This is a genomic window from Microbacterium sp. TWP3-1-2b2 (assembly GCF_049896145.1).
Lineage (GTDB): Bacteria > Actinomycetota > Actinomycetes > Actinomycetales > Microbacteriaceae > Microbacterium.
In genome coordinates this window covers 976849-998900 of the sequence record NZ_JAFCTS010000001.1, presented here as the reverse complement: position 1 = coordinate 998900, position 22052 = coordinate 976849, and the positions used below count along the sequence as shown (strand labels likewise).

Annotated in this window: 24 protein-coding genes; 14 read left to right on the top strand and 10 right to left on the bottom strand. The window is 66.0% G+C overall.

All coding sequences use genetic code 11. The features are described 5' to 3' along the window. Positions 1 to 10: 10 nt before the first annotated feature. A complete protein-coding gene (locus ACP7AR_RS04990; RefSeq protein WP_426183376.1) occupies positions 11 to 295 on the bottom strand; it encodes a hypothetical protein in 285 nt (94 codons plus the stop codon). Positions 296 to 807: 512 nt separating this feature from the next. Between ACP7AR_RS04990 and smc the strand changes: the two genes are divergently transcribed. Further along, a complete protein-coding gene (gene smc / locus ACP7AR_RS04985; RefSeq protein WP_426183374.1) occupies positions 808 to 4359 on the top strand; it encodes a chromosome segregation protein SMC in 3552 nt (1183 codons plus the stop codon). A gap of 138 nt (positions 4360 to 4497) precedes the next feature. On the opposite strand, the gene ACP7AR_RS04980 is transcribed toward smc, so the two are convergent. After that, positions 4498 to 5178, bottom strand: a complete 681-nt coding sequence (locus ACP7AR_RS04980; RefSeq protein WP_426183372.1) for an alpha/beta fold hydrolase — start codon at positions 5176 to 5178, stop codon at positions 4498 to 4500. A 33-nt stretch (positions 5179 to 5211) separates the two neighbouring features. On the opposite strand from ACP7AR_RS04980, the gene ftsY reads away from it, so the two are divergent. After that, positions 5212 to 6087: a signal recognition particle-docking protein FtsY gene (gene ftsY, locus ACP7AR_RS04975; RefSeq protein ID WP_426183370.1), complete on the top strand. Its 876-nt coding sequence runs from the start codon at positions 5212 to 5214 to the stop codon at positions 6085 to 6087. A gap of 21 nt (positions 6088 to 6108) precedes the next feature. Next, positions 6109 to 6609: a DUF2004 domain-containing protein gene (locus ACP7AR_RS04970; RefSeq protein WP_426183368.1), complete on the top strand. Its 501-nt coding sequence runs from the start codon at positions 6109 to 6111 to the stop codon at positions 6607 to 6609. A gap of 26 nt (positions 6610 to 6635) precedes the next feature. Here ACP7AR_RS04970 and lipA read toward each other — a convergent pair whose 3' ends face one another. Continuing rightward, positions 6636 to 7628, bottom strand: coding sequence for a lipoyl synthase (lipA, locus tag ACP7AR_RS04965; protein WP_426183366.1), 993 nt, complete (start codon positions 7626 to 7628; stop codon positions 6636 to 6638). Continuing rightward, on the bottom strand, positions 7625 to 8365 hold the full coding sequence (gene lipB, locus ACP7AR_RS04960) for a lipoyl(octanoyl) transferase LipB (RefSeq protein WP_426187639.1): 741 nt from the start codon (positions 8363 to 8365) through the stop codon (positions 7625 to 7627). The genes lipA and lipB overlap by 4 nt, the downstream gene beginning before the upstream one ends. On the opposite strand from lipB, the gene ACP7AR_RS04955 reads away from it, so the two are divergent. From ACP7AR_RS04955 to ffh, 4 genes are all read left to right on the top strand, one after another. Continuing rightward, entirely contained in the window at positions 8344 to 8931 is a 588-nt protein-coding gene (locus ACP7AR_RS04955) for a TetR/AcrR family transcriptional regulator (RefSeq protein ID WP_426183364.1), read from the top strand. The genes lipB and ACP7AR_RS04955 overlap by 22 nt on opposite strands. Before the next feature lie 69 nt (positions 8932 to 9000). Then, positions 9001 to 9630: a hypothetical protein gene (locus ACP7AR_RS04950; RefSeq protein WP_426183362.1), complete on the top strand. Its 630-nt coding sequence runs from the start codon at positions 9001 to 9003 to the stop codon at positions 9628 to 9630. Continuing rightward, the gene (locus ACP7AR_RS04945) at positions 9627 to 10127 is read left to right on the top strand and encodes an RNA polymerase sigma factor (protein WP_426183360.1); all 501 of its coding nucleotides are present in this window, start codon (positions 9627 to 9629) and stop codon (positions 10125 to 10127) included. The genes ACP7AR_RS04950 and ACP7AR_RS04945 overlap by 4 nt, the downstream gene beginning before the upstream one ends. Before the next feature lie 13 nt (positions 10128 to 10140). Beyond that, positions 10141 to 11691 (top strand): signal recognition particle protein, encoded by a 1551-nt coding sequence (gene ffh, locus ACP7AR_RS04940; RefSeq protein ID WP_426183358.1) that lies wholly within the window; start codon positions 10141 to 10143, stop codon positions 11689 to 11691. Positions 11692 to 11724: 33 nt separating this feature from the next. Here the strand turns inward: ffh and ACP7AR_RS04935 are convergent, their stop codons facing one another. Further along, positions 11725 to 13443, bottom strand: a complete 1719-nt coding sequence (locus tag ACP7AR_RS04935; protein ID WP_426183356.1) for an FAD-dependent oxidoreductase — start codon at positions 13441 to 13443, stop codon at positions 11725 to 11727. An 88-nt stretch (positions 13444 to 13531) separates the two neighbouring features. Here ACP7AR_RS04935 and ACP7AR_RS04930 point away from each other — a divergent pair, with 88 nt between their 5' ends. Together ACP7AR_RS04930 and glpK are read left to right on the top strand one after the other, a co-directional pair. Continuing rightward, a complete protein-coding gene (locus ACP7AR_RS04930; RefSeq protein WP_426183354.1) occupies positions 13532 to 14497 on the top strand; it encodes a sugar-binding transcriptional regulator in 966 nt (321 codons plus the stop codon). A 106-nt stretch (positions 14498 to 14603) separates the two neighbouring features. After that, entirely contained in the window at positions 14604 to 16103 is a 1500-nt protein-coding gene (gene glpK / locus ACP7AR_RS04925) for a glycerol kinase GlpK (protein WP_426183352.1), read from the top strand. Positions 16104 to 16105: 2 nt separating this feature from the next. Here the strand turns inward: glpK and ACP7AR_RS04920 are convergent, their stop codons facing one another. Further along, positions 16106 to 17257: a glutamate--cysteine ligase gene (locus ACP7AR_RS04920; RefSeq protein ID WP_426183350.1), complete on the bottom strand. Its 1152-nt coding sequence runs from the start codon at positions 17255 to 17257 to the stop codon at positions 16106 to 16108. 202 nt (positions 17258 to 17459) lie between these two features. Here ACP7AR_RS04920 and rpsP point away from each other — a divergent pair, with 202 nt between their 5' ends. From rpsP to ACP7AR_RS04895, 5 genes are read left to right on the top strand one after another with little or no spacing between them, the layout of a single operon-like run. After that, complete coding sequence (rpsP, locus tag ACP7AR_RS04915) at positions 17460 to 17891, top strand: 30S ribosomal protein S16 (RefSeq protein WP_426183348.1); 432 nt, start codon at positions 17460 to 17462, stop codon at positions 17889 to 17891. A gap of 5 nt (positions 17892 to 17896) precedes the next feature. Further along, positions 17897 to 18127: an RNA-binding protein gene (locus ACP7AR_RS04910; protein WP_033106992.1), complete on the top strand. Its 231-nt coding sequence runs from the start codon at positions 17897 to 17899 to the stop codon at positions 18125 to 18127. Continuing rightward, the gene (gene rimM / locus ACP7AR_RS04905) at positions 18111 to 18758 is read left to right on the top strand and encodes a ribosome maturation factor RimM (RefSeq protein WP_426183346.1); all 648 of its coding nucleotides are present in this window, start codon (positions 18111 to 18113) and stop codon (positions 18756 to 18758) included. Before ACP7AR_RS04910 ends, rimM begins: the two co-directional genes overlap by 17 nt. A gap of 20 nt (positions 18759 to 18778) precedes the next feature. Next, complete coding sequence (gene trmD, locus ACP7AR_RS04900; protein ID WP_426183344.1) at positions 18779 to 19465, top strand: tRNA (guanosine(37)-N1)-methyltransferase TrmD; 687 nt, start codon at positions 18779 to 18781, stop codon at positions 19463 to 19465. Between the two features lie 52 nt (positions 19466 to 19517). Continuing rightward, positions 19518 to 19913 (top strand): hypothetical protein, encoded by a 396-nt coding sequence (locus ACP7AR_RS04895; RefSeq protein WP_426183342.1) that lies wholly within the window; start codon positions 19518 to 19520, stop codon positions 19911 to 19913. 1 nt (position 19914) lies between these two features. Here ACP7AR_RS04895 and ACP7AR_RS04890 read toward each other — a convergent pair whose 3' ends face one another. From ACP7AR_RS04890 to ACP7AR_RS04875, 4 genes are all read right to left on the bottom strand, one after another. Next, positions 19915 to 20739, bottom strand: coding sequence for an SURF1 family protein (locus ACP7AR_RS04890; protein ID WP_426183340.1), 825 nt, complete (start codon positions 20737 to 20739; stop codon positions 19915 to 19917). Continuing rightward, a complete protein-coding gene (locus tag ACP7AR_RS04885) occupies positions 20736 to 20933 on the bottom strand; it encodes a hypothetical protein (RefSeq protein WP_426183338.1) in 198 nt (65 codons plus the stop codon). The genes ACP7AR_RS04890 and ACP7AR_RS04885 overlap by 4 nt, the downstream gene beginning before the upstream one ends. Further along, on the bottom strand, positions 20930 to 21313 hold the full coding sequence (locus ACP7AR_RS04880; protein WP_426183336.1) for a DUF3099 domain-containing protein: 384 nt from the start codon (positions 21311 to 21313) through the stop codon (positions 20930 to 20932). The genes ACP7AR_RS04885 and ACP7AR_RS04880 overlap by 4 nt, the downstream gene beginning before the upstream one ends. Before the next feature lie 90 nt (positions 21314 to 21403). Then, positions 21404 to 21946 (bottom strand): DUF4190 domain-containing protein, encoded by a 543-nt coding sequence (locus ACP7AR_RS04875; protein ID WP_426183334.1) that lies wholly within the window; start codon positions 21944 to 21946, stop codon positions 21404 to 21406. Between the last annotated feature and the right edge of the window lie 106 nt (positions 21947 to 22052).

The following is a 22052-nucleotide window of genomic DNA, read 5'->3' as shown; positions in this document are numbered from 1 at the left end:
CTGGATGGGATCAGCGCAGGTGGCGCTGCACCTGGTACGCGAGGATCGCAAGAGACTCACGTTCTGTGACGTGCTTCGTCTCGAACATCCGCATGACTTCTTCGTTCGTCATGGTGCGCTCCGGTGCCTTGCGTGGGCGCTGGGTCCTCAGCAGCAGCCAGAGGCCGAGGCGAAGGGAGAGCCGGTCTGCGAGCGTGAGCTCGGTCCGGTCGGTCGGTACCGTGACTTCGAGGGTTTCCTGGCCCTCGGGACATGGTGGATGGGCTGTGCTGCGAAGCAGCGTGTTGTTGCTCACGAGAGTTCTCGTTTCCTGTCGATGTTTCTGCGGGGGTCCGCCGGCGTCGATGCGTCGGTGGCGCGAGGGGCGAGCGGTCTCGGGAGGGAGACGTCGCCAGGGAGGGCAAAGGTCGAGAAGGACGACCGATGCGCGACGGCGGTGTGTGACCGACGTGTCAGCGGGTGGGAACCGGCGGAGAGGGCCCGTCGAGGGCCGGAGATCTCAGGCTGTGGTTCTACGAGCGCGCGCTGCGGAGCGCATCAAACGAAGAGGACAGTCGATCCGCGATGCGCGACGCGCCGAGCGTGTAGCCGGCTGCGATGTTATGCATGGTGATCATGAGCGTCCTCCTTTCGTGAGCGATCCGATTTGACAAGTTACTGGTTCGACGGTGCGGACGTCAAGCATCGTCTGTCCGCTCGGCGTGTCGCGGTGTCGCCGATCGATCGGTGCGCCGCGCGGGATGCCGGATTCTCGCCGTCATTTCGGTAGCGTTGAGCCGTGATTCTCCCCGGACGAGCGGTGCCCGCATGCATTTGAAGAGCCTGACCCTCAAGGGCTTCAAGTCGTTCGCCCAGCCCACGAGCTTCGTCTTCGAACCCGGCGTCACGTGCATCGTCGGCCCGAACGGCTCAGGCAAGTCGAACGTCGTCGACGGACTCGCGTGGGTGATGGGGGAGCAGGGTGCGAAGACGCTGCGTGGCGGCAAAATGGAAGACGTCATCTTCGCCGGGACGTCCACACGTGGGCCGCTCGGTCGCGCTGAGGTGCAGTTGACCATCGACAACAGTGACGGTGCTCTGCCGATCGAGTTCGCCGAGGTCACGATCAGCCGCACACTGTTCCGCAACGGCTCCAGCGAGTATGCGATCAATGGATCCAGCTGTCGTCTGCTCGACGTGCAGGAGCTGCTCAGCGACTCCGGACTCGGCCGCGAGATGCACGTGATCGTCGGGCAGGGGCGCCTCGACACCGTGCTGCAGGCTTCGCCCGAGGATCGCCGCGGATTCATCGAAGAGGCCGCCGGCATCCTCAAGCATCGTCGCCGCAAGGAGAAGACCCTCCGCAAGCTCGACGCCATGGAGACCAACCTCACACGTCTCAGTGACCTCGCCGGCGAGATACGACGTCAACTCAAGCCGCTCGGCAGGCAGGCCGAGATCGCGCGCGAGGCGCAGACCATCGCGGCCGTCGTGCGCGATGCCAAGGCGCGCATCTTCGCCGATGACGTCGTCGCCCTCAGGACGGCCCTTGCCGACCACACCCGCACCGAGCAGGAGCGGCACACCGAACGGTTGGTGCTGACGGATCAGGCCGATACTGTGCGCGCCGGAATCGCGAGGCTCGAAGCGGATCAGAACTCGGCCGGCGTGGACGAGGCTCGCCGTGTGACATTCGGTCTCGAGCAGGCGCAGGAGCGCATGCGCTCGCTATACACGCTCGCGAACCAGCGGCTCGCACTGCTCGGCTCAGAGGAGGACGACGCGGCCGTCACCTCGGTGACGGTGACGCAGGCGACGATCGACGAGGCCAAGGACGACATCACTCAGATCTCCGCCGGGCTCGGCGACGCTCAGGATGCTGCGGTTTCTGCCAGCCGGGAGGTCGTCGACGCGCGCGCCGAGCTCGACACTCTCGACGTCGACATCGCCGAGCAGAGCGCGCTGGTCTCGCAGCACGACATGCGGTTGACCGCCTTGCGCGGCACCGCAGAGGCTGCGGCGTCCGCACTCGCGGCCGTCCGAGCCGCTGTGCTGCGTCAGGAGACCGCGCTGGAGGCGGCAAACCAGCGCCGCCGCGAAGCGGCCGACGCGCTGGAGCAGATCGACGATGCGGAGGCGCCGGAGGGTACAGCAGCCGAGCACGCGGCCGCGTATGAGAGCGCGCAGCGAGAGGCGACCGCCGCCGAGACCGATCTCGAAGGTTTGCGGGAACGGCTGCACACCGCGGAGCGCGAGGCGGAGTCGTTGACGGCGAAGGCATCGGCGCTGAGCAGCGCGCTGTCGCTGTCCGGCGGCGCCGCAGAGGTCGTGAAGGCCGGCGGTGCCGGCGTCCGTGGCCTCGTCGGCGATGCCGTGCAGGTGACGGCCGGCTACGAGGCCGCGATAGCCGCCGTGCTCGGACCGCTCGCTGAAGGCGTGCTGGTGGACGACGCCGCTGCGGCCTTCGCGCTGGCTGAGGAATCGGCCCGGCAGCAGCGGGGCATCATCGATTTCGTGCTGGCCGACGCTCTGCGTTCGCCCTATGAGCTTCCCTCGATCGAAGGCGTGACACCGGCGATCGAAGTCGTCACAGCCCCGGACGGCGTGCTCGGCGTGCTTTCGCACGTGCTCGTCGCGGACGATCTCGCTGCCGCTCACCGTGGACGTGCTGCCCTGGATGCACTCGGCGACACGGCGGTGACGATCGTCACGACCGGCGGCGACGTGGTCACAGCGCAGACTTTGCGAACCGGGTCGGGCGGTGAGCGATCCAGACTCGAGCTCACGGCTGAGCGCGATGCCGCGCAGGAACGTCTCGATGAAGTGCGCGTGATCGTGGATTCGTTGCGCGAAGCCCGTGAAGACGCGTCGGAGCGTGTGGAGGTGACCCGCCGTCACGCCAGGGAATCCCTGCGCGCACTGCGCGAGCACGATGCTGCGCTGGCGACGCACGCCGAGCAGCTGAACCGCGTCACTGTGCGGCATGAGTCAGCCGTGGCCGAGTGCGAGCGGCTCGAGGCCGGCGTCGCACAGGCTCAGGCAGCGGTGGCGGATGCGGAGTCGGCATCCGCCGCAGCCACGGCAGCTCTGGAACAGGCTGAGGCGACACCTCGACCGGTGCTCGATGCGTCGGCGCGAGACGGCTTGCTCGAAGCGCTGGAGAGTGCCCGCGAGGGCGAGGTCCGCGCGCGCTTGGAGATCGAGACGCTGCGAGAGCGCGTGCGTGCAGCACAGGCCCGCGTCGCAAGCCTGGAGCGTCAGCGCGAGCAGGAACGGGATGCCGCGGCCGAGGCTGCTCGCCGTGCCGTGATCCGACGTGCGCAGCGTGAAGCGGCGGCGGCTGTCGCCGACGAGCTTCCGCGAATCCTCGATTCGCTGGACCGCTCCGTCACGGAAGCTCGCGTCAGTCTCACGGAAGCGGAGAACGCCAGATCAGCGCAGAACGAGGAGCTCACTGCGCTCAGAGTGCAGGAGAGCTCGCTGCGCGAACGCCTGGCCGGACTCACGGAGAGCGTGCACGGACTCGAATTGCAGATCCACGAGAAGAAGCTGCACCTCACGAGCCTTCTGGAGCGCGTGGCATCCGAGCTGGCTCTCGACGAAGATATTCTCGTTGCGGAATATGGTCCTGACCAACCGGTTCCACGCGATCCGCTCGCCGAGGTCGATCCTGACGCGATCGACGACATCGACCCGACTGCCATCCCATACGACCGGCGTATGCAGGAGCGCCGCCTTGCCGATTCGGAGCGCAAGCTCGCGCAGTTGGGCCGCGTCAACCCGCTCGCTCTGGAGGAGTTCGCCGCGCTCGAGCAGCGGCACGCGTTCTTGACGGAGCAGCTCGCCGATCTCACCCAGACGCGGCAGGACCTGCTCACGATCATCGCGGACCTCGACGAACGGATGCAGACGATCTTCGCCAGTGCGTTCGAGGACACCCAGCGCGCGTTCGGCGAGGTGTTTCCGCTGCTGTTCCCCGGTGGATCGGGCAGCATCTCGCTCACCGATCCCGAGAACATGCTCACCACAGGTATCGAGGTGTCGGTGCGGCCGGTCGGCAAGAAGATCGAGCGGCTGTCGCTGTTGTCCGGTGGTGAGCGCTCTCTCGCCGCCGTCGCGCTCCTGGTCGCCATCTTCAAGGCCAGGCCGAGTCCGTTCTACATTCTCGACGAGGTGGAGGCGGCGCTCGATGACGCGAACCTCGGCCGACTTCTGACGGTGTTCGAGCAACTGCGCGAGAGCTCGCAGCTGCTGGTCATCACCCACCAGAAGCGCACCATGGAGATCGCAGATGCGCTGTACGGCGTGTCGATGCGTCAGGACGGCGTCTCGGCGGTGGTCGGCCAGCGGGTGGGCGACCGGGCCGCTGCTGCGAGCTGAGTCTGGCCGCGTCTGTCGATCGTTGCCGGCGTGGGAGAACCCGGACGAGCTGGCGTGTCGGCGGCGTGTCTCAGTGCGGCTCGCCGACGACACGCCAGATGGTCTCCGTTTTCCAGCGGGGCCAGGCGGGTAGCGGGGTCAATTGCTCAGTCTGAGCATGAAAGCGTGGGCCGCAGGCAAGAAGCCCGGTAGATCCTGCGGCCGGTGGCCGGCGCCGTCCAGCACGACGTGTCGAGCGCCGTACCGGGTCAGCTTGCGAGCGATGATCTCGTACTCGTCGTTCCAACCTCCGGTGACGACGAGAGTCGGGATGCCGGTCATCATGTGGACGCGGACCGCATGCCCCCACGGCACGTTGCTCGCGGCCCATCTCTGAGCAGTCGCGCGCTCGGCATTCCACCGGTCTGCAGCGAATGGTGCATCGAACATGAGAGGACGGAAGATCGCCCAGAAACCCTGAAGGTCGCCGATCCCCGCTTGAGCTCGCGCCTCGGTCACCGTCGCGATGTGCCTCTCGATCGGAGCCTCACCACGCGCGATGTCGTACAGGGCCGGTTCGACGAGTACCAGACCTGCGACATCGACTCGATCGGAGGCTGCGGCGAGCACGGCCGGCACAGCGCCGAGCGAGTGGGCGTGAAAGAGGACTCGCGTGGCGGAGTATGCAGCGGTCAGCGTCGCGACCTGTTCCGGAATGGTCGAGCCCGGTTCGAAACTGACGAAGTCCGCGTTCGTGCCGTCTGAACGGGGCCAGGCATCCTGGCCGCTCCGGCCGGTACCATGGATGAACACTCGGCGCATGGCTGGGAGCTCCTGCATCCCGCGATGCTACCGGCACCGTAGGCTGGACGCATGGCGGAGAAGTCCTGGTCCCTCGGTCGCGCATTGCGCGGCATGTTCGTCAAGCCCACGATCGATGAGACGACGTGGGAAGACCTGGAGACCGCACTGATCACTGCCGACTTCGGTCCCGACATCTCTGAGCGGATCGTCGATGAGCTGCGCGAGAAGGTCGCACGCTATCGCACCACCGATCCACGGGATCTGCAGCGCATGCTGCGTGAGACCCTCGAAGAGCATTTCGCGAAGTTCGACACGACCCTCAAGCTCACCGAGCGCCCAGCCGTGGTGCTCGTCGTCGGCGTGAACGGCGTCGGCAAGACGACCACCATCGGCAAGTTCACGAAGTTCCTCCGTGGCTACCAGCGCAGTGTGGTCGTCGGCGCAGCCGACACCTTCCGGGCAGCAGCCGTGGACCAGCTCGCGACCTGGGCTCATCGCGGGGGAGCGGCGATCGTCCGACCGCAGCAGGAAGGCCAGGATCCGGCGTCCGTCGCGTATCAGACCATCGAGTACGCGCAGCGAGAAGGCATCGAGATCGCGATCATCGACACCGCCGGACGCCTGCACACCAAGGGCGGGCTCATGGACGAGCTGTCGAAGATCCGCCGCGTGATCGAGAAGCAGGCGCCCATCAGCGAGGTCCTGCTGGTGCTCGACGCGACGACGGGTCAGAACGGCGTCATGCAGGCCGAGGCCTTCCTCGAACACGCCGGTGTCACCGGACTCGTGCTCACGAAGCTCGACGGCTCGGCGAAGGGCGGCTTCGTGCTCGCCGTGCAGGAGCGCACCGGCATCCCTGTCAAACTGCTCGGTCAAGGTGAGGGAATCGACGACCTCACCGGGTTCACGCCGCACGTCTTCGTGGCATCCCTTGTCGGTCAGTGATCGGACTGGTTTCATAGCGTTATGGCGATCGAACACGACTACTTCGGGCTCCTGTCCTCAGGGCCGGACGGATCGATCTTCTGGTCCGAGACGGTGGAACTGGGCGACCAGGCGGTGACGGTCGACCTCACCGCGCCAGATCAGGACGACGTCTCTGCAGACGCGCTCGACATCGCCGCCGCTCTCATCTCCGGGTTGGAAGAAGTGGACGGCGCGGCGCGGCGCGGCATGCTCGCCGAGGTCGATGATCGCGCCAGCGAGGTGACCGAGTACATCCTGCAGCAGCAGGAGGCCTACGGCGACGAACTCGAGGACGTGCTCGTCGACGTCAGCGCAGATCCGGCTGTCGACATCATCCGCTCGATGCGTCTGATGAGCATGACGATCCTCGCGGACGAGCACGGCGGCTCGGAGCCGTTCGCTGTGCTCGAGTACGCACTCGACCCCGACAACACAGACGACGTGCTGCTGGTGAATCTCTCATCGGACGGCGCCGTGCAGTCCGTCATGAGCGGCGACTAGTCCCAGCCCTCATCTCGCACCGGGTGTCATACCGCCTGCGCGAAGCCGAGGTCGGCACTGTCGGCGATGTGTGACAGGTGTGCGGGGATCACGCGGCCCTTCGACAGCATCGACTGCGCCCACAGACGGCCGGCTCGATACGAGGATCGCACCAGAGGGCCTGCGAGAACCCCGAGGAATCCGATCTTCTCGGCTTCTTCCTTGAACGCCACGAACTCAGCGGGCTTCACCCAACGGGAGACCGGCAGGTGCCGCGGCGTCGGACGAAGATACTGCGTGATGGTGATGATGTCGCAGCCTGCGTCGTGCAGGTCCTGCAGGGCCTGCACGACCTCTTCCGGCTCCTCACCCATGCCCAGGATCAGGTTCGACTTCGTGATGAGACCGGCGTTCCGCGCCTGAGCGAGCACTCCCAGGGAGCGTTCGTAGCGGAATGCGGGGCGGATGCGCTTGAAGATGCGCGGTACCGTCTCGACATTGTGGGCGAAGACCTCCGGCCGTGCGTCGAATATCTGGCCGAGATATGCCCGATCCCCGTTGTGGTCGTTCGCGAGGAGCTCCACTCCGGTGTTCGGGTTCTGGGCGTGGATCTGCCGGACCGTCTCAGCATTGAGCCACGCCCCTGTGTCGGCCAGATCGTCCCTGGCGACGCTCGTGACCGTCGCATAGCGCAGCCCCATGCGGGTGACGCTCTCGGCGACGCGGCGCGGTTCGTCCGTGTCGTAGTCAGCGGGTTTCCCGGTGTCGATCTGGCAGAAGTCGCATCGCCTCGTGCACTGCGAGCCGCCGATGAGGAAGGTCGCCTCCCGGTCCTCCCAGCACTCGAAGATGTTCGGGCAGCCGGCTTCCTGGCACACGGTGTGCAGACCTTCGTCCTTGACGAGCGAGTGCAGCGCCGTGTACTCGGGCCCCATCTTCGCCTTCGTCTTGATCCACTCGGGCTTGCGTTCGATCGGTGTCTCCGCGTTGCGGACCTCGAGTCGGAGGAGCTTGCGTCCCTCGGGCGCTGCGGCGCTCATGCTGCGACCTCCGCGTACTCGGCTGCGAAGGCCCGACGGACCTGGTCGACGATGTCGCCCGGTGAGGTGTCGACGCCCACGACCTCGCTGACGGTCGTGACACCGGCATCCGTGATACCGCAGGGGATGATCCCGCGGAATCCCGCGAGAGAGTTGTCGCAGTTGATCGCGAACCCGTGCATCGTCACACCCTGCTGCACGCGTACTCCGATCGCCGCGACCTTGTCTTCGGAGAGCGGACGACGTACCCACACGCCGCTGCGCCCGTCGACCTGGTATCCGTCGACGCCGAGCGGGGTGAGGACCTCGATGAGGATGCGCTCCAGCCGACGCACGTGCGCGACGACGTCCATGGGTTCGGGAAGCCGGACGATCGGATAACCGACGAGCTGACCCGGACCATGCCAGGTGATCTTCCCCCCGCGGTCGACATCGACCACCGGGGTACCGTCCTGCGGGCGCTCCTGCGGCTCAGTGCGCTTGCCCGCGGTGTAGACCGCCTCGTGCTCGAGCAGTATCAAGGTGTCTGGACGAGTGCCGTCGACGACTTCGCGATGGATGCGGCGCTGCAGATCCCAGCCGTTGAGATAGGGGACGTATGTCGGTGCGAGACCGGCCGTGAGGATGTCGAGCATGCTCGCCTTTCGCCTATTGTTGGATGCCGTGCAACAATACGCCTTCTCGGTCGTGAACGTGCGCGCGGTACGGTAAGTGGATGGTGATCGAGTCGCGCCCAGGACGCCCTCGCGCGTCTTCGCGCGAGGTGCTCGCCGAGGCCGCGTGCGAGTTGTTCCTCGAGCAGGGCTACGACGCGACGTCGGTGGCCGACATCACGCAGCGTGCGGGCGTGAGTCGTTCCAGCTTCTTCAACTACTTCGCCTCGAAGAGCGATGTCCTCTGGTCGGGCCTCGACGCCAGGATCGACGCAGCGCTCGATGCATTGGGCGGGCTCGAGACGGATGCTGATGCAGTCGCCGTCCGCGGCATCCTCTCAGCGGTCGTGCGCGACTTCGCACCCGACCCGTTGGCGCTCGCGCTGCGCAACGCGACAGCCATGGGGCTCGAACAGGAACTGGTTCGCGACACGGGTCTGCGCCACGCGCGTCTGGCCGCGGGGATCGCGGAGGCTGCGTGCCGCAGCGGTATCGGCGCTATCCGTGCCGACATCCTCGGAGCCGCCTACGCCGCCGCGGTACTGTCGTCCTTGCGCGTCTGGGCCGAGAGAGGCGCAGGGCATGGATCTCCTGACGCGCTGTTCCAGGAGGCGTTGGTGAGCATCCACGACCTTCCCTGGAAGATCTGACGCCGCGCGGACGAAACCATCATTGCCGGACACGTCATGAGTGAACCCACCCCCGACGAGGAGGAACTCATGACGAGGGACGCTCTGGATGACCTGTTGGATGCTTCTGCGCCGGCACCGACCCTTGACAAGCGCGACGTACGTGCGATGGTCGCAGATGCCCGCAGAGAGGTGCGTGTCGCGCCGCGAGCGAAGCGTGCGGCAGCCATCACTGGTGTGCTCGCGCTCCTCATGGCCGGAGGCGCCGGCGTCGCGACCGCCGCGGACTACTTCGATTGGGCGCCTTGGGCGCAGGATCCGGTAGGCGCGTACACCTACGAACTCCCGAGCGGGGCGGCGTGCGAAGTTCGCTTCGGCAACGTCCAGATCGTCGATCGGAAAGATCGTGACCGGCGCGAGGAGATCGAGCAGGATCTACGGGAGTGGTTCAACGGGACAGATGTCGCAGGGGCGGCGCTTGCTGATGTGAACGACTACATCGCGGACAGCCGTGCGGGCGAGCACAAGATGCAACTCGAGGACGGATCTCAGGTGCCCGCCGGATACGGCACGCCCTACTATGATGCCGATCTCGAGTACCAGGCTGCGTTGTCGCAGTCGATCGATGACAAGGTGATGGCGGAATCAGAGCGACTCGGTTACGCCGATGAGATCGCCTCCCTTGAAGGTCACGGCTACTGCCCGGAACTCGACCAGTGAATCGTCGGGAAGAGCCGCTCGCGCGCGCATTCGAGGCATCCGCATCCGACCTGCTGGCGTACCTCGCACGACGCACCGACTCCGACGACGCCCCTGACCTTCTCGGTGAGACCATGGTGGTCGCCTGGCGACGAGTGCGCGAGCTGCCCGAGGATCCTGAGCGGGCACGCATGTGGTTGTTCGGCATCGCTCGCGGCACGTTGCAGAATCACGCCCGAGGCGAACGCCGCCGCTGGGCACTGGCTGACCGCATCCGATCACAGGTCCGTGACGATGCGACTGCGCCGTCGGCCGATGCCGGAGTCGATGTGCGCGATGCCATCGATCGACTGGAACCCGACCTCGCCGAACTCGTGCGACTGGTGCACTGGGAGCGTCTGAGCCTGACAGATGCAGCCGAGCTTCTCGGCATCCCTGCATCCACAGCACGCGGACGCTACCAGCGTGCCAGAGAACAGCTCCGTGCGACGCTCAGCATCAAGGCTCCGCTCGCGTAGAATCAAGAGCACCATGGCTACCTTTGGCACGCTCTCCGATCGGCTCACCGAGACCTTCCGCAACCTTCGCACGAAGGGAAAGCTCACCGCCGCCGATGTCGACGGCACTGTGCGCGAGATCCGTCGTGCACTGCTGGATGCCGACGTCGCGCTCGTCGTCGTCAAGGACTTCACCGCGAAGGTGCGCGAGCGCGCGCTCGGCGACGAGGTCAGCAAAGCGTTGAACCCCGCCCAGCAGGTCGTGCAGATCGTCAACGAGGAGCTCGTGCAGATCCTCGGCGGTGAGCAGCGACGTCTCGAGTTCGCAAAGACCCCACCGACCGTGATCATGCTCGCAGGGCTCCAGGGGTCGGGTAAGACGACATTCGCCGGAAAGCTGGCGAAGCAGCTGGAGAAGGACGGACACACACCGCTCCTGGTGGCCGCCGACCTGCAGCGCCCGAACGCGGTGAATCAGCTGCAGGTCGTCGCCGAGCAGGCCGGTGCCACGGTCTACGCCCCCGAACCGGGTAACGGCGTCGGCGACCCGGTCAAGGTGTCGCGAGATGGCGTGGAGCACGCCCGCCGCCAGCAGCACGACGTCGTCATCATCGACACCGCCGGCCGCCTCGGCGTCGACGCCGAGCTGATGAAGCAGGCGGGCGACATCCGCAAGGCCGTCGACCCCGATGAGGTCTTGTTCGTCATCGACGCCATGATCGGTCAGGATGCCGTCAACACGGCGAAGGCCTTCCAGGAAGGCGTCGACTTCACCGGCGTCGTCCTCTCCAAGCTCGACGGTGATGCCCGAGGTGGCGCGGCGCTTTCAGTCGCGTCTGTCACCGGCCGCCCGATCATCTTCGCGTCCACCGGAGAAGGTCTCGACGACCTCGAACCGTTCTACCCCGACCGCATGGCGAGCCGCATCCTCGACCTCGGCGACATCCTCACGCTCATCGAGCAGGCGCAGCAGGCCTTCGACGAGGAAGAGGCGCAGAAGGTCGCTGAGAAGCTCGCGAACGAGGCCTTCACGCTCGAGGACTTCCTCGACCAGCTTCAGCAGATGAAGAAGATGGGCTCCATGAAGAAGATGCTCGGGATGCTCCCGGGCATGGGGCAGATGAAGCAGCAGCTCGAAGACTTCGACGAGCGGGAGATCGATCGTACAGAGGCGATCATCCGCTCGATGACCCCGGGGGAGCGCCACAACCCGAAGGTTCTCAACGGTTCCCGCCGCCTGCGCATCGCCAAGGGGTCCGGCATGACCGTGACCGATGTCAACCAGCTCGTGCAGCGCTTCGAACAGGCCGCGAAGATGATGAAGACCGTCGCGCGCGGCGGTACACCGAACATTCCCGGGATGGGGGCGATGCCGGGCATGGGGCGCCCCGGCGCGTCGTCGAAGCGCGGCAAGAAGGGCAAGTCGAAGGGGGCTTCGCGCTCGGGGAACCCGGCGAAGCGGGCCGCTGAGAATGCGGGCCTGCCCACCGGTCCGGCGACGGGCTCCGGATTCGGGCTCGGCGGTCAGAAGACGCCGACCGAAGCAGAGCTCGCAGAGATCCAGAAGCTGTTCGGAAAGAACTGAGCTCTCTCAACGACGCGCGGTAGGACGCGCCGCTCAACGACCCGCGGGAACGATTCCGGCTGCGACATCCACACCGTGCGCCTCGCGAAGCTGTGTGGCCGTGTCTGCGATCTCGGACTCGATCCGCGCCGCGTTCCATCCCATCAACGGAGCGAGAGCCTCGGCGACGGCTCGGATGACGTCCGCACCGGCGTCCCCCGTGAAGGCGAGGCTTGTGCGGCGGAAGACGACATCCGAGACGTGGCGCACCTGCTCGTGCTCGACCATCCAGGCGAGCTCGCGGGTGGACAGTGAATCGCCGACCACCTGCGCGTCATCCCCTTCCGCGATGAAGGCCGCGACATCTGCGGCCCGCGTGCCGTAGCGGACGAAGAGCGTGCGGCCGCGATCGGTGTCGCCGACGTTCTGACGAAGCCACTCGATCCGGCGCCGCGGCGTGCGGGGGTAACCGTTCCCGCCGCCGATTCGGACGCCGACCGTGCTGGCCACGCGCTGTCGTCCCAGATCCTCGAGCACGTGATCGGCGAGGTTGGCGCCGAGAGCGCGGAACGTCGTCCATTTGCCGCCGACGAGGCTGAACACCGGCGGACGCCCCTCATCCTTGCGGCGCTCGATCCGGTAGTCGCGCGACACGAAGCCGGGAGCGGTGTCGTCATGGTGCGGCAGCGGACGGATGCCGGAGTATCGATAGACGATCTGAGCTCGGTCGACCGAGATGGTCGGGAACACGTGACCGATCAGGTCGAAGAAGTAGTCGACTTCCTCCTCCGTGCAGCGGGCGGGCTCTCGCGGGTCGGCGTCGAGGTCTGTGGTGCCGACGAGCACGCGGTCCTTGAGCGGATAGATGAGCACGATGCGGCCATCGGAGTGCTCGAAGAAGATCTCTCGTCCGCCGGTGGCGTCGAGAAGCTCCGGATTGTCGAGCACGATGTGCGAGCCCTTGGTGCCTCCCATGAACGCCGTCTGCGTGCCGAGGGCCGTGTTCGTGAGGTCGGTCCACGGCCCTGAGGCGTTCACGACGACATCGGCCGCGACGTGGAACTCGGCACCGGTCTCGCGATCACGGAGCCGAACGCCCTCGTCGTCCAGTCCGATGGCCTCCACGTAGTTGATCGCCTGTGCACCCGCGTGAGCGGCTTCGCCGTCGCGCAGCACGTCGAGTGCGAGACGTTCAGGATCGTGGACGGAGGCGTCGTAGTAGGTCGCGGTGTACTTGATCCTGCCGTCGAGCTTCGGAAGCTGCGCGAGAGACTTCTTCCGGCCGAGGAAACGGTGACGGGGGACGCTGCCGCCGTCGCGGGAGAACGTGTCGTAGAGCGTCAGCCCGATCTTGATGAGAAACGCGCCGCGTTCCTGCGGTTTGCCCTGCTTGTGCGTGAGGAAGCGAAGTGGCGCTGCGAAGACGCCGGAGAACGTCGAGTAGATCGGGATGGTGGTCTCGAGCGGCTTGACGTAGTGCGGTGCGATCTTCAGGAGACCGTTGCGCTCCTGCACCGATTCCTTGACGAGGCGGAACTCGCCGTTCTCGAGGTAGCGGATGCCGCCGTGGATCATGTGGCTGGAGGCGGCAGTCGCGCCGGATGCGAAATCCTCTCGTTCGACGAGGAGCACGTCGACGCCCTGCATGGCGAGGTCGCGGAATGTCGAGATGCCGTTGATTCCTGCACCGATGATCACGACGCCGGTGCGGCCACTTTCACGTGCGACGCGCACACTCGATCGCTCGGCTGGTGCAGTGCTGGCAGTGCTCATCGTCTCTCCTTGCTGGGCCTACACGGTATATCCTGAGTCCCGCAGCACAACTGCGCAAGCGAGATGCACGAACGTGCAAGGAGTGTCGATGAGCAATCCGCCCCTCAGTGATCCCCGGGCAGCGACCGCTTTGCGCGCGGCGCAGATGTACTACCTCCAGGACATGACGATGGATGCGATCGCACGAGAACTCGCGACCTCACGCTCCTCCGTGTCGCGCCTGCTCAGCCACGCACGCGACACCGGACTGGTGGAGATCCAGATCCACCAGCCTCAAGGGCAGGAGCTGCGCCTGGAGGAGGCCATCCGTGCGCGATACGGCATCGCCGCACACGTCGTCCCGACGTCGAAGAACCTCTCCGACGTCGAGCGTTTCGAACGGGTGGCGATGAGCGCCGCACGCCTTCTCCCGCTCTACTTCGATTCGAACATGACGCTCGGCATCGCTTGGGGTTCCACTCTTGACGCCATCAGCAGGCATCTGCCGAAGAAGGAGACCCACAACTCGACAGTGGTGCAGCTCAACGGCGCGGGCAACACGTTCACGAGCGGCGTCGACTACGCCAGCGAGATCCTGCATCGTTTCGGACAGGCGTTCGGTGCCGGCATCCAGCAGTTCCCCGTCCCCGCATTCTTCGATGACCCGCGCACCAAGGAGGCGATGTGGCGCGAGCGCAGCACGCGGCGGGTGCTCGATCTGCAGGCTCGAGCCGATGTCATCCTGTTCGGACTCGGATCCCCCTTCGCGGAGGTGCCGAGCCGCGTCTACATCGGCGGTTATCTCGACCGCGGTGACTATCGCAGCCTGCGGGAGGAGAAGGTGGTCGGCGACATCGCCACGGTGTTCTACCGCTCCGACGGCAGCTGGAAGGACATCGAGTTGAACAACCGAGCGACCGGACCTTCGTTCTCGGTGTTGTCGAGGGCGTCCAGACGCATATGCGTCGTCGCCGGCGTGCAGAAACTGCCGAGCCTGCGAGGCGCGATCGCCACGCGTCTGATCACCGACCTCGTTCTGGACGAGCATCTCGCCGAGCAGCTCGTCGACTCATGAGACGAGCCTGCTGCACGTTCGTGCAGGTCGGGTGAGTCAGGCAACCAACTTCTTCTAGGCTGGATCGCAGAGCAGACAACGCCGTCATCGGCTGGAGAGAACACCTATGCACATCGTCGCCATAGACCAGGGCACCACGAGCACTCGAGCGATCGTGTTCGACGACAAAGGGGCGATAGTCGCCACCGGCCAGCGTGAGCATGAGCAGATCTTCCCGCAGGCGGGTTGGGTCGAGCATGACGCGACCGAGATCTGGTCGAACACGCAGGCTGTGATCGACTCCGCAGTGCACAATGCGGGTGTCACGGCATCCGATGTCGCGGCGATCGGCATAACGAACCAGCGCGAGACGGTCGTGGTGTGGGATCGAGCGACCGGAGAGCCGGTCTACAACGCGATCGTCTGGCAGGACACACGCACGCAGGCGCTCATCGACGCGCTGGCAGCGGAGGGCGGTGTCCGCCGATTCGCCGAGACCACCGGCTTGCCGCTGGCCACCTACTTCTCGGCTTCCAAGATCGCCTGGATCCTCGACAACGTCGACGGGGCCCGCGAACGTGCGGAGAAAGGCGAGCTGCTCTTCGGCACGCCGGACACCTGGGTTCTCTGGAACCTCACGGGCGGACGCGACGGCGGCGTGCACGCCACCGACGTCACCAACGCCAGCCGCACGCTGCTGATGGATCTGCGCACGCTCGACTGGGACGAAGACCTGCTGAAGGCCTTCGGTGTCCCTCGCGCGATGCTGCCGACGATCCTCTCCTCGTCGGAGGTGTACGGCGAGGCAGTCGGTACCTCGCTCGACGGCATTCCCATCGCGGGAATCCTCGGAGACCAGCAGGCCGCTACGTTCGGCCAGGTCGCGTTCGAGCGCGGCGAGTCGAAGAACACCTATGGCACGGGCAACTTCCTGATCGTGAACACCGGCGACGAGATCGTGGACAGTGAGAACGGTCTGATCACCACAGTCGCCTATCGTCTGGGTGACGACGCGCCGAAGTACGCGTTGGAAGGATCGATCGCCGTGACGGGATCGCTTGTCCAGTGGCTGCGCGACAACCTCGGCATCATCAAGGACTCACCGGAGGTGGAAGAACTCGCGCTGAGCGTGGAGGACAACGGCGGCGTGTACATCGTCCCGGCGTTCTCCGGGCTGTTCGCGCCGTACTGGCGACCCGACGCGCGTGGCGCGATCCTCGGCCTCACCCGGTTTGCGAACAAGGGTCACATCGCACGCGCCGCTCTCGAAGCGGTCGCGTTCCAGACGCGTGAGGTGCTGGATGCCGTCGGCGCCGACACGAACGTGCCCCTGGAGGAACTCCGAGTCGACGGCGGGATGGTCGGCAATTCGGCATTGATGCAGTTCCAGGCAGATGTGCTCGGCGTCCCCGTCATCCGTCCGGCCATCATCGAGACGACCGCCCTCGGTGCGGCATATGCGGCGGGGCTCGCTGTCGGTGTCTGGGCCGACCTCGACGACCTCCGCGCCATGTGGCACGAGGACGAGCGATGGACGCCGCAGATCGACGAGACCGAGTGTGAGCGCCGACTGGCCCGCTGGCGCAAGGCCGTCACGCGCACTTTCGACTGGGTCGACGAGGACTGACCTCAGATCACGGGCGCACCCGGGCCGGAGCGGAACTCGCGGATCAGATGCTGCACGACCGCGCCGAGGTTCGCATCGGTCGAATCCGCGACCGCGAGCTGGCGTTCATAGCTCGCGCCGCCTTCGAGGATCGTGCTGACTCCGGCGAACTCGGCCTCGCAGCCGAGGTCCACCGCGATCGGAGCGAGCGCGGAAACCGTCTCCGCGAGGTGCTCGCGAACCAGCCGCTGTGTCCCTGCGGCATCGACGATCACACGGGCGTCCAGCCCGTAGCGGGCCGCCCTCCATTTGTTCTCCCGGTGGAACCAGGAGGGCATCGTCGGCAGCGTCTCGCCGGCATCCAGCATCCGAGAAAGATGCTCGACGAGCACCTGGACGAGAGCGGCGACGGAGGCGAGCTCTGCGAGCGTCGACAGCCCATCGCACGCGCGCACCTCGATCGTGCCCCACCGCGGAGCCGGTCGGATGTCCCAGCGCACTTCGGTGGCGTCGGCCATCACGCCGGTGCGGACCATGTCGTCGAGGTAGTTCTCGAACTCCGTCCAGGAGTGCAGCGCCCATGGCAGTCCCGCTGTCGGAAGCTGCTGGAACACCAGAGCCCGGTTCGAGGCGTAACCCGTGCGCTCGCCCGCCCAGAACGGGCTCGAGGCCGCCAGTGACTGCAGATGCGGCAGGTAAGCGGTCAGCGTGTTGATGATGGGGAAGACCTTGTCGCGATCCTCGACACCGACGTGCACATGGATGCCCCAGATCATCATGTTGCGGCCCCACCATTGCGTGCGCTCGATGAGGTGGTGGTAGCGGGTCTTGTCGGTGACCTGCTGGTCGAACCACTGTGCGAACGGGTGACTGCCTGCAGAGAGCAGCTCGATGCCGGCTGGATCGGTGGCCGCGCGCACCGCTGTGATCGCGTTGCCGATGTCGCCGATGGCATGAGCCACGGATTCGCCGATCCCGCTGGTGACCTCGATCGTGTTGGTGAGGAGTTCGCCCGTCACGGTGTGTCGCTCAGGGGCGCTCTCGTCCTCCAGCGCGGCCAGCAGCTCAGGCGCACGTCCTACGAGGTCTCCGGTCGCCGGATCGGCGAGCATGATCTCCCATTCGAGTCCGACCGTGGAGCGCGGGGAACCGGTGAATTCTTGCGTCACCTGCACAGTCTGACACGCACGGTCCGCGACACGGACGACCGCGTGTCGCCTCGTTTCGCGACTCGTCGCCGAATCTGGCAGAATAGAAGGTCGGACGACGTTCTCGACCCTCTATCCAGAACGAGTCCACTCATTTGAGCTTCCGCCGGGTGTGCACCCCACTCTCCAGGCGACCGGTTCGTTTCCTTCCACACAATTCAGGAGAATCGTGGCTGTCAAGATTCGTCTCAAGCGCATGGGCAAGATCCGCGCGCCTTACTACCGCATCGTCGTCGCCGACTCGCGCACCAAGCGCGATGGTCGAGTGATCGAGGAGATCGGCAAGTACCACCCCACCGAGCAGCCCTCGTTCATCGAGGTCGACTCGGACCGTGCGCAGTACTGGCTCTCCGTCGGCGCACAGCCGTCTGAGCAGGTCGCTGCGATCCTCAAGCTCACGGGCGACTGGGGCAAGTTCAAGGGTGACAAGGATGCAGTCTCGACCGTTCAGGTCAAGGCTCCCAAGGTGCCTTTCGAGATCGACGGCTCCAAGAAGTCGGTCGTGAAGCCGAAGGCGGAGAAGAAGGAGGCTCCCGCTGAGGAGGCTCCCGCCGCTGCCGACGCGGAGGCCGCTGAGGCTCCCGCAGCAGACGCCGAATAATCGCCGTGCTCGCCGCCGCGCTCGAACACATCGTCAAGGGGATCGTCGATCACCCTGAGGATGTTCAGATCAACGCCTCCACGTCGCCGCGAGGCGACCTGCTCGAGGTGCGTGTGCACCCCGACGACCGGGGGCGCGTGATCGGGCGCGGCGGCCGCACCGCAAAGGCACTGCGCACGCTCATCACCGCTCTGGCGGACGGGCGTCGCGTTCGCGTCGATGTCGCGGACGACTGACGTGGTGCCGAAAGACCGGAACCAGGGCAAGAACCAGTTGCGCGTCGGGCGCCTCGTCAAGGCCCACGGGCTCAAGGGCGCGCTCAAGCTGGAACTGTATACCGACAATCCAGAGCGCCGTTTCGTCACTGGCGCCGAGTTCACGTTGCAGGTGCCTGAGGCATCTCCGTGGCATGGGAAGAGCGTGACGGTCCGTGAATATCGGGTCATGAACGGCAACCCGGTCGTGTTCTTCGAGGACATAGACGACCGCGAAGGCGCAGAAGGACTCGTGCGCGCCATCCTGTGGATCGATCAGGATGCCGACGAGGCTGAGGACGACGCCTGGTATGACCACCAGCTCGTCGGACTCGATGTGGTTCGCGATGAGACGGTCATCGGCAAGGTGTCTCGAGTCGAGCACATGCCTGCGCAGGATCTCCTCATCGTCCGTCCCACTGGCGCGGGCGCAGACGGCGACGTCATGGTCCCGTTCGTGAAGGCCATCGTCCCATCGGTCGACGTCGCTGCAGGACGAGTCATCGTCACGCCGCCCGCCGGGCTGTTCGAAGAACTTCCGGATGCCGGTGCGGAGGCCGCCGTCGGCGATGAGTCGACGCCGACCGGTGAAGGCGACGCAGCCGTCGATTGATCGATCGCTACGATCAACGCATGCGCATAGACGTCGTCTCCATCTTCCCGTCGTACTTCGACGGGTTGACGCTGTCGCTGTTGGGTAAGGCACGAGAGACGGGCATCCTGGATCTGCGGATCCACGACTTGCGTGACTGGACGAGTGACCGGCACCGCACGGTCGATGACACCCCCTACGGCGGGGGAGCCGGCATGGTCATGAAACCAGAGCCATGGGCGCTCGCCCTCGACGACCTCGCCGCAGGATCTGAGCGTCCGACCATCATCTTCCCCTCGCCGGCCGGCGAAGTCTTCCACCAGACCACGGCGCGCGATCTCTCGGCGCGCGATCATCTGATCATCGGCTGCGGACGATACGAAGGCATCGACGAGCGCGTCTTCGAGTATGCCGCGTCCCTCGGCGAAGTGCGCCTCGTCAGCCTCGGCGACTATGTGCTCAACGGCGGAGAAGTGGCCGCGATGGCGATGATCGAGGCCATCGGACGTCTGATTCCCGGCGTCGTCGGAAATCCCGACAGCCTGGTGGAGGAGTCGCACGAGGACGGCCTGCTGGAGTATCCGTCGTACACGAAACCTTCGAACTGGCGCGACCGTGCCGTGCCGGACGTGCTGCTCAGCGGGAATCACGCAGCGATCGCAGCATGGCGCCGTGAGCAGCAGCTCGTGCGCACCGAGAACCGGCGTCCCGACCTGCTGGCCGACTGACACCGCGTCGACCGCTGACCTACGCTTTTCTCCGGCACGCTACCCTGTGGCTGTGCCCTTCGCCCTGCTGTTCACCGTCATTCTCGCCGCCCTCGTCGTGTTCCAGCTGACGCTGGTGTTCGGCGCACCGATCGGACGATTCGCATGGGGCGGTCAGCACCGCGTGCTGCCGCGCCGTCTTCGGATCGGCAGCACGGTGTCCGTTCTCATCTACGCCTTCATGGCTGTGGTCGCGTTCGATCGGCTGGGCGCGATCGATGCGTTCCCCGATGGATTCTCGGTCGTCGCGATGTGGGTCATCTTCGGCTATCTGTGCCTCGGAATCCTGTTGAATGCCGTGTCGCGTTCGAAGCCGGAGCGCTACACGATGACGCCGGTCGTGATCGTGCTCGCGGTGCTCAGCCTGCTGATCGCATCGGGCGTGGGAACCATGGCGCACGCCATCTGAGTCAGACGCGGGCGTCGATGTCGTCGAGCATCTCGTCCTCGGCGTCCGCGTCATGATCGCGTCGTCGGTGCTTCTTCGCCTGCACCGGACGGCCCTCGCTCTCTTCGCGATGCTTCTGTATCTCGGTTCGGATCATGTACCCGATGAAGATGAAGCCCATCAGAGCGAACAGGATCCACTGGATGGCGTACGACAGGTGGGGACCGGGGTCTTCGGTGGGGGAGTCGAAGCCACCGAGCGCCGTGTCGGGTGCGGGATCCTCGCTGACGAGCAGTCCGTACGCGCTGGTGATCACCTCGCCGGGGGTCGTCGCGGCGATGCTGGGCAGATGGATGGTCGGCACCTGCCCCTCTGGCGCGCTGCGCCCGGAGGTCGGCAACGGCTCACCGGGGCGCAGTCGCACGGTCACGTCGACCGAGCCGGCCGGCGGCTCCGGTATCGCATCGGGGTTCGCTCCTTCGCCGGGCGGCACCCATCCGCGGTTGACGATGAAGACCCGTCCGTCTGCATCTCGGAACGGGACGAGCACTTCGAAGGCGCTCGTCCCGCCGTGGGGCCGATTGCGCACCAGCACTTGTTCATCCGTGAGGTACTCGCCCCGCAACAGCACAGGATGCCATTCGTCCTCGGCGTCGAAGGAGCCATCGGCGTCGATCGCTTCAGTGAGTGTGATCGGCGTGGCGTCGTAATTGCTCTCGACGAGCGAGAGCTGCTCGGCGCGACTCTCATTGCGATCGAACTGCCAGTTCGCGAGGAACGCGCATGCCACGGCGAATGCGATGGCGATGAGGACGTACACGCCCCAGCGCACCAGACGATTGTTCATGCAGGCAGCCCCTCGCGAACGGTCACCGGGAAATCTCGCGCGGCGAGGTAGTCGTACAGGAACTCGGCGTGTTCGTCGCACGCCAGCCAGATCTTCTCGCGATCAGCGGAGTGGATGCGAGGGTTGCGCCACACGATGTGCTGAGTCGCGCGCGTGCGGCACCCTGCACGCGAGCATTCGAACTCGTCGGTCACGCCTTGCCGTCCCCGTCGCGCTTCGACTCGTCGCCAGGATCGTGCGCATGATCCTGTACCGGATCGGCACCGCTGCGGTTCTCCTGGATCGTGATGGTGCTGTGATCCGGGGCGTCGGCGACGGCCGGCGGGGTCGGAGCCGACAGCTGCTGGGTGGGTGACTCGGCACCGGACGTCGTCGTCGGGCTTATGGCATTGGCGAACACGACCGCTATGTACGGAAGCACCGCTGTCGCGATCGCGAACACCCAGGTGTACCAGCCATAAGGGGTGACGAAGAGTGTGAGCCCGAAGCAGACCATTCTGATCACCATCGTGAGCACGTAACGGCGCACACGACCGGTCGCCTCATCCTGCGGGGCCTGCGGCAGGGAGGTCACGGCGGGGGCATGACGAGAACGGTTCACAGTGGTTCAAGCCTACGCCGCATGCGACGTGTCGGAAGGCCGTGCCGAGCGGCACGTGGCCGGTCAGGACAGCAGCAGCGGAAGGAACCCGACGGACCCGATGAACAGGAACGAGAAGATCGACACGATGACGATGAGCGCGAGGATCGCGACGCCGACGTAGCCCAGGATGAGTCCGGCGATGGCCATGCCTCTGCCGCCGATCCCAGAGCCCTGTCGAGTCTGTTTGAGTGCCATGTGCCCGGTGACGATCGCCGCCAGCGACGCCAGCAGCGGAAACACCGCGAAGCTCAGGACGATGCCCGCGATTCCTGTGACGAGGGAGGCCACCGCGAGCCCGCTGGTCGGCAGGGGAGCGGCGTACGGCTGGCCCGACGCATAGGGCTGCTGCGGTGATGCGTAGGGCTGCTGCGGTGCCGCGTAGGGCTGCTGCGGCGGGTACGACTGAGCCAGTTGCGCCTGCTGATGGCCTCCGACGGCTGGAGGCGCTGGTGGTCGAGGCTGCTGAGCGGCGGGCGCCGGGTACACCGGGGCGTTCTGCGCGGGGGCTCCGGGGTACGGCTGCGCCGATCCTGCGTAGGGATTGGTCTTGCTGTCGTCGCTCATGCTGCTGCCTTTCGTCGTCCCCAGAGTCCCAGCCGCACCTGACCCTGTCAATCCGGCCTCGCCTCATCGGATGCTGCAGCCCCGATAGGATGGCTCGGGCCCAGAC

What these genes read in the sequence shown, in the direction of transcription:
- smc (WP_426183374.1), top strand. Translation starts at nt 808, where the DNA reads ATGCATTTGAAGAGCCTGACCCTCAAGGGCTTCAAGTCGTTCGCCCAG.
- ACP7AR_RS04980 (WP_426183372.1), bottom strand. Translation starts at nt 5,178, where the DNA reads ATGCAGGAGCTCCCAGCCATGCGCCGAGTGTTCATCCATGGTACCGGC.
- ftsY (WP_426183370.1), top strand. Translation starts at nt 5,212, where the DNA reads ATGGCGGAGAAGTCCTGGTCCCTCGGTCGCGCATTGCGCGGCATGTTC.
- ACP7AR_RS04970 (WP_426183368.1), top strand. Translation starts at nt 6,109, where the DNA reads ATGGCGATCGAACACGACTACTTCGGGCTCCTGTCCTCAGGGCCGGAC.
- lipA (WP_426183366.1), bottom strand. Translation starts at nt 7,628, where the DNA reads ATGAGCGCCGCAGCGCCCGAGGGACGCAAGCTCCTCCGACTCGAGGTC.
- ACP7AR_RS04955 (WP_426183364.1), top strand. Translation starts at nt 8,344, where the DNA reads ATGGTGATCGAGTCGCGCCCAGGACGCCCTCGCGCGTCTTCGCGCGAG.
- ACP7AR_RS04950 (WP_426183362.1), top strand. Translation starts at nt 9,001, where the DNA reads ATGACGAGGGACGCTCTGGATGACCTGTTGGATGCTTCTGCGCCGGCA.
- ffh (WP_426183358.1), top strand. Translation starts at nt 10,141, where the DNA reads ATGGCTACCTTTGGCACGCTCTCCGATCGGCTCACCGAGACCTTCCGC.
- ACP7AR_RS04935 (WP_426183356.1), bottom strand. Translation starts at nt 13,443, where the DNA reads ATGAGCACTGCCAGCACTGCACCAGCCGAGCGATCGAGTGTGCGCGTC.
- ACP7AR_RS04930 (WP_426183354.1), top strand. Translation starts at nt 13,532, where the DNA reads ATGAGCAATCCGCCCCTCAGTGATCCCCGGGCAGCGACCGCTTTGCGC.
- glpK (WP_426183352.1), top strand. Translation starts at nt 14,604, where the DNA reads ATGCACATCGTCGCCATAGACCAGGGCACCACGAGCACTCGAGCGATC.
- rimM (WP_426183346.1), top strand. Translation starts at nt 18,111, where the DNA reads ATGTCGCGGACGACTGACGTGGTGCCGAAAGACCGGAACCAGGGCAAG.
- trmD (WP_426183344.1), top strand. Translation starts at nt 18,779, where the DNA reads ATGCGCATAGACGTCGTCTCCATCTTCCCGTCGTACTTCGACGGGTTG.
- ACP7AR_RS04890 (WP_426183340.1), bottom strand. Translation starts at nt 20,739, where the DNA reads ATGAACAATCGTCTGGTGCGCTGGGGCGTGTACGTCCTCATCGCCATC.
- ACP7AR_RS04875 (WP_426183334.1), bottom strand. Translation starts at nt 21,946, where the DNA reads ATGAGCGACGACAGCAAGACCAATCCCTACGCAGGATCGGCGCAGCCG.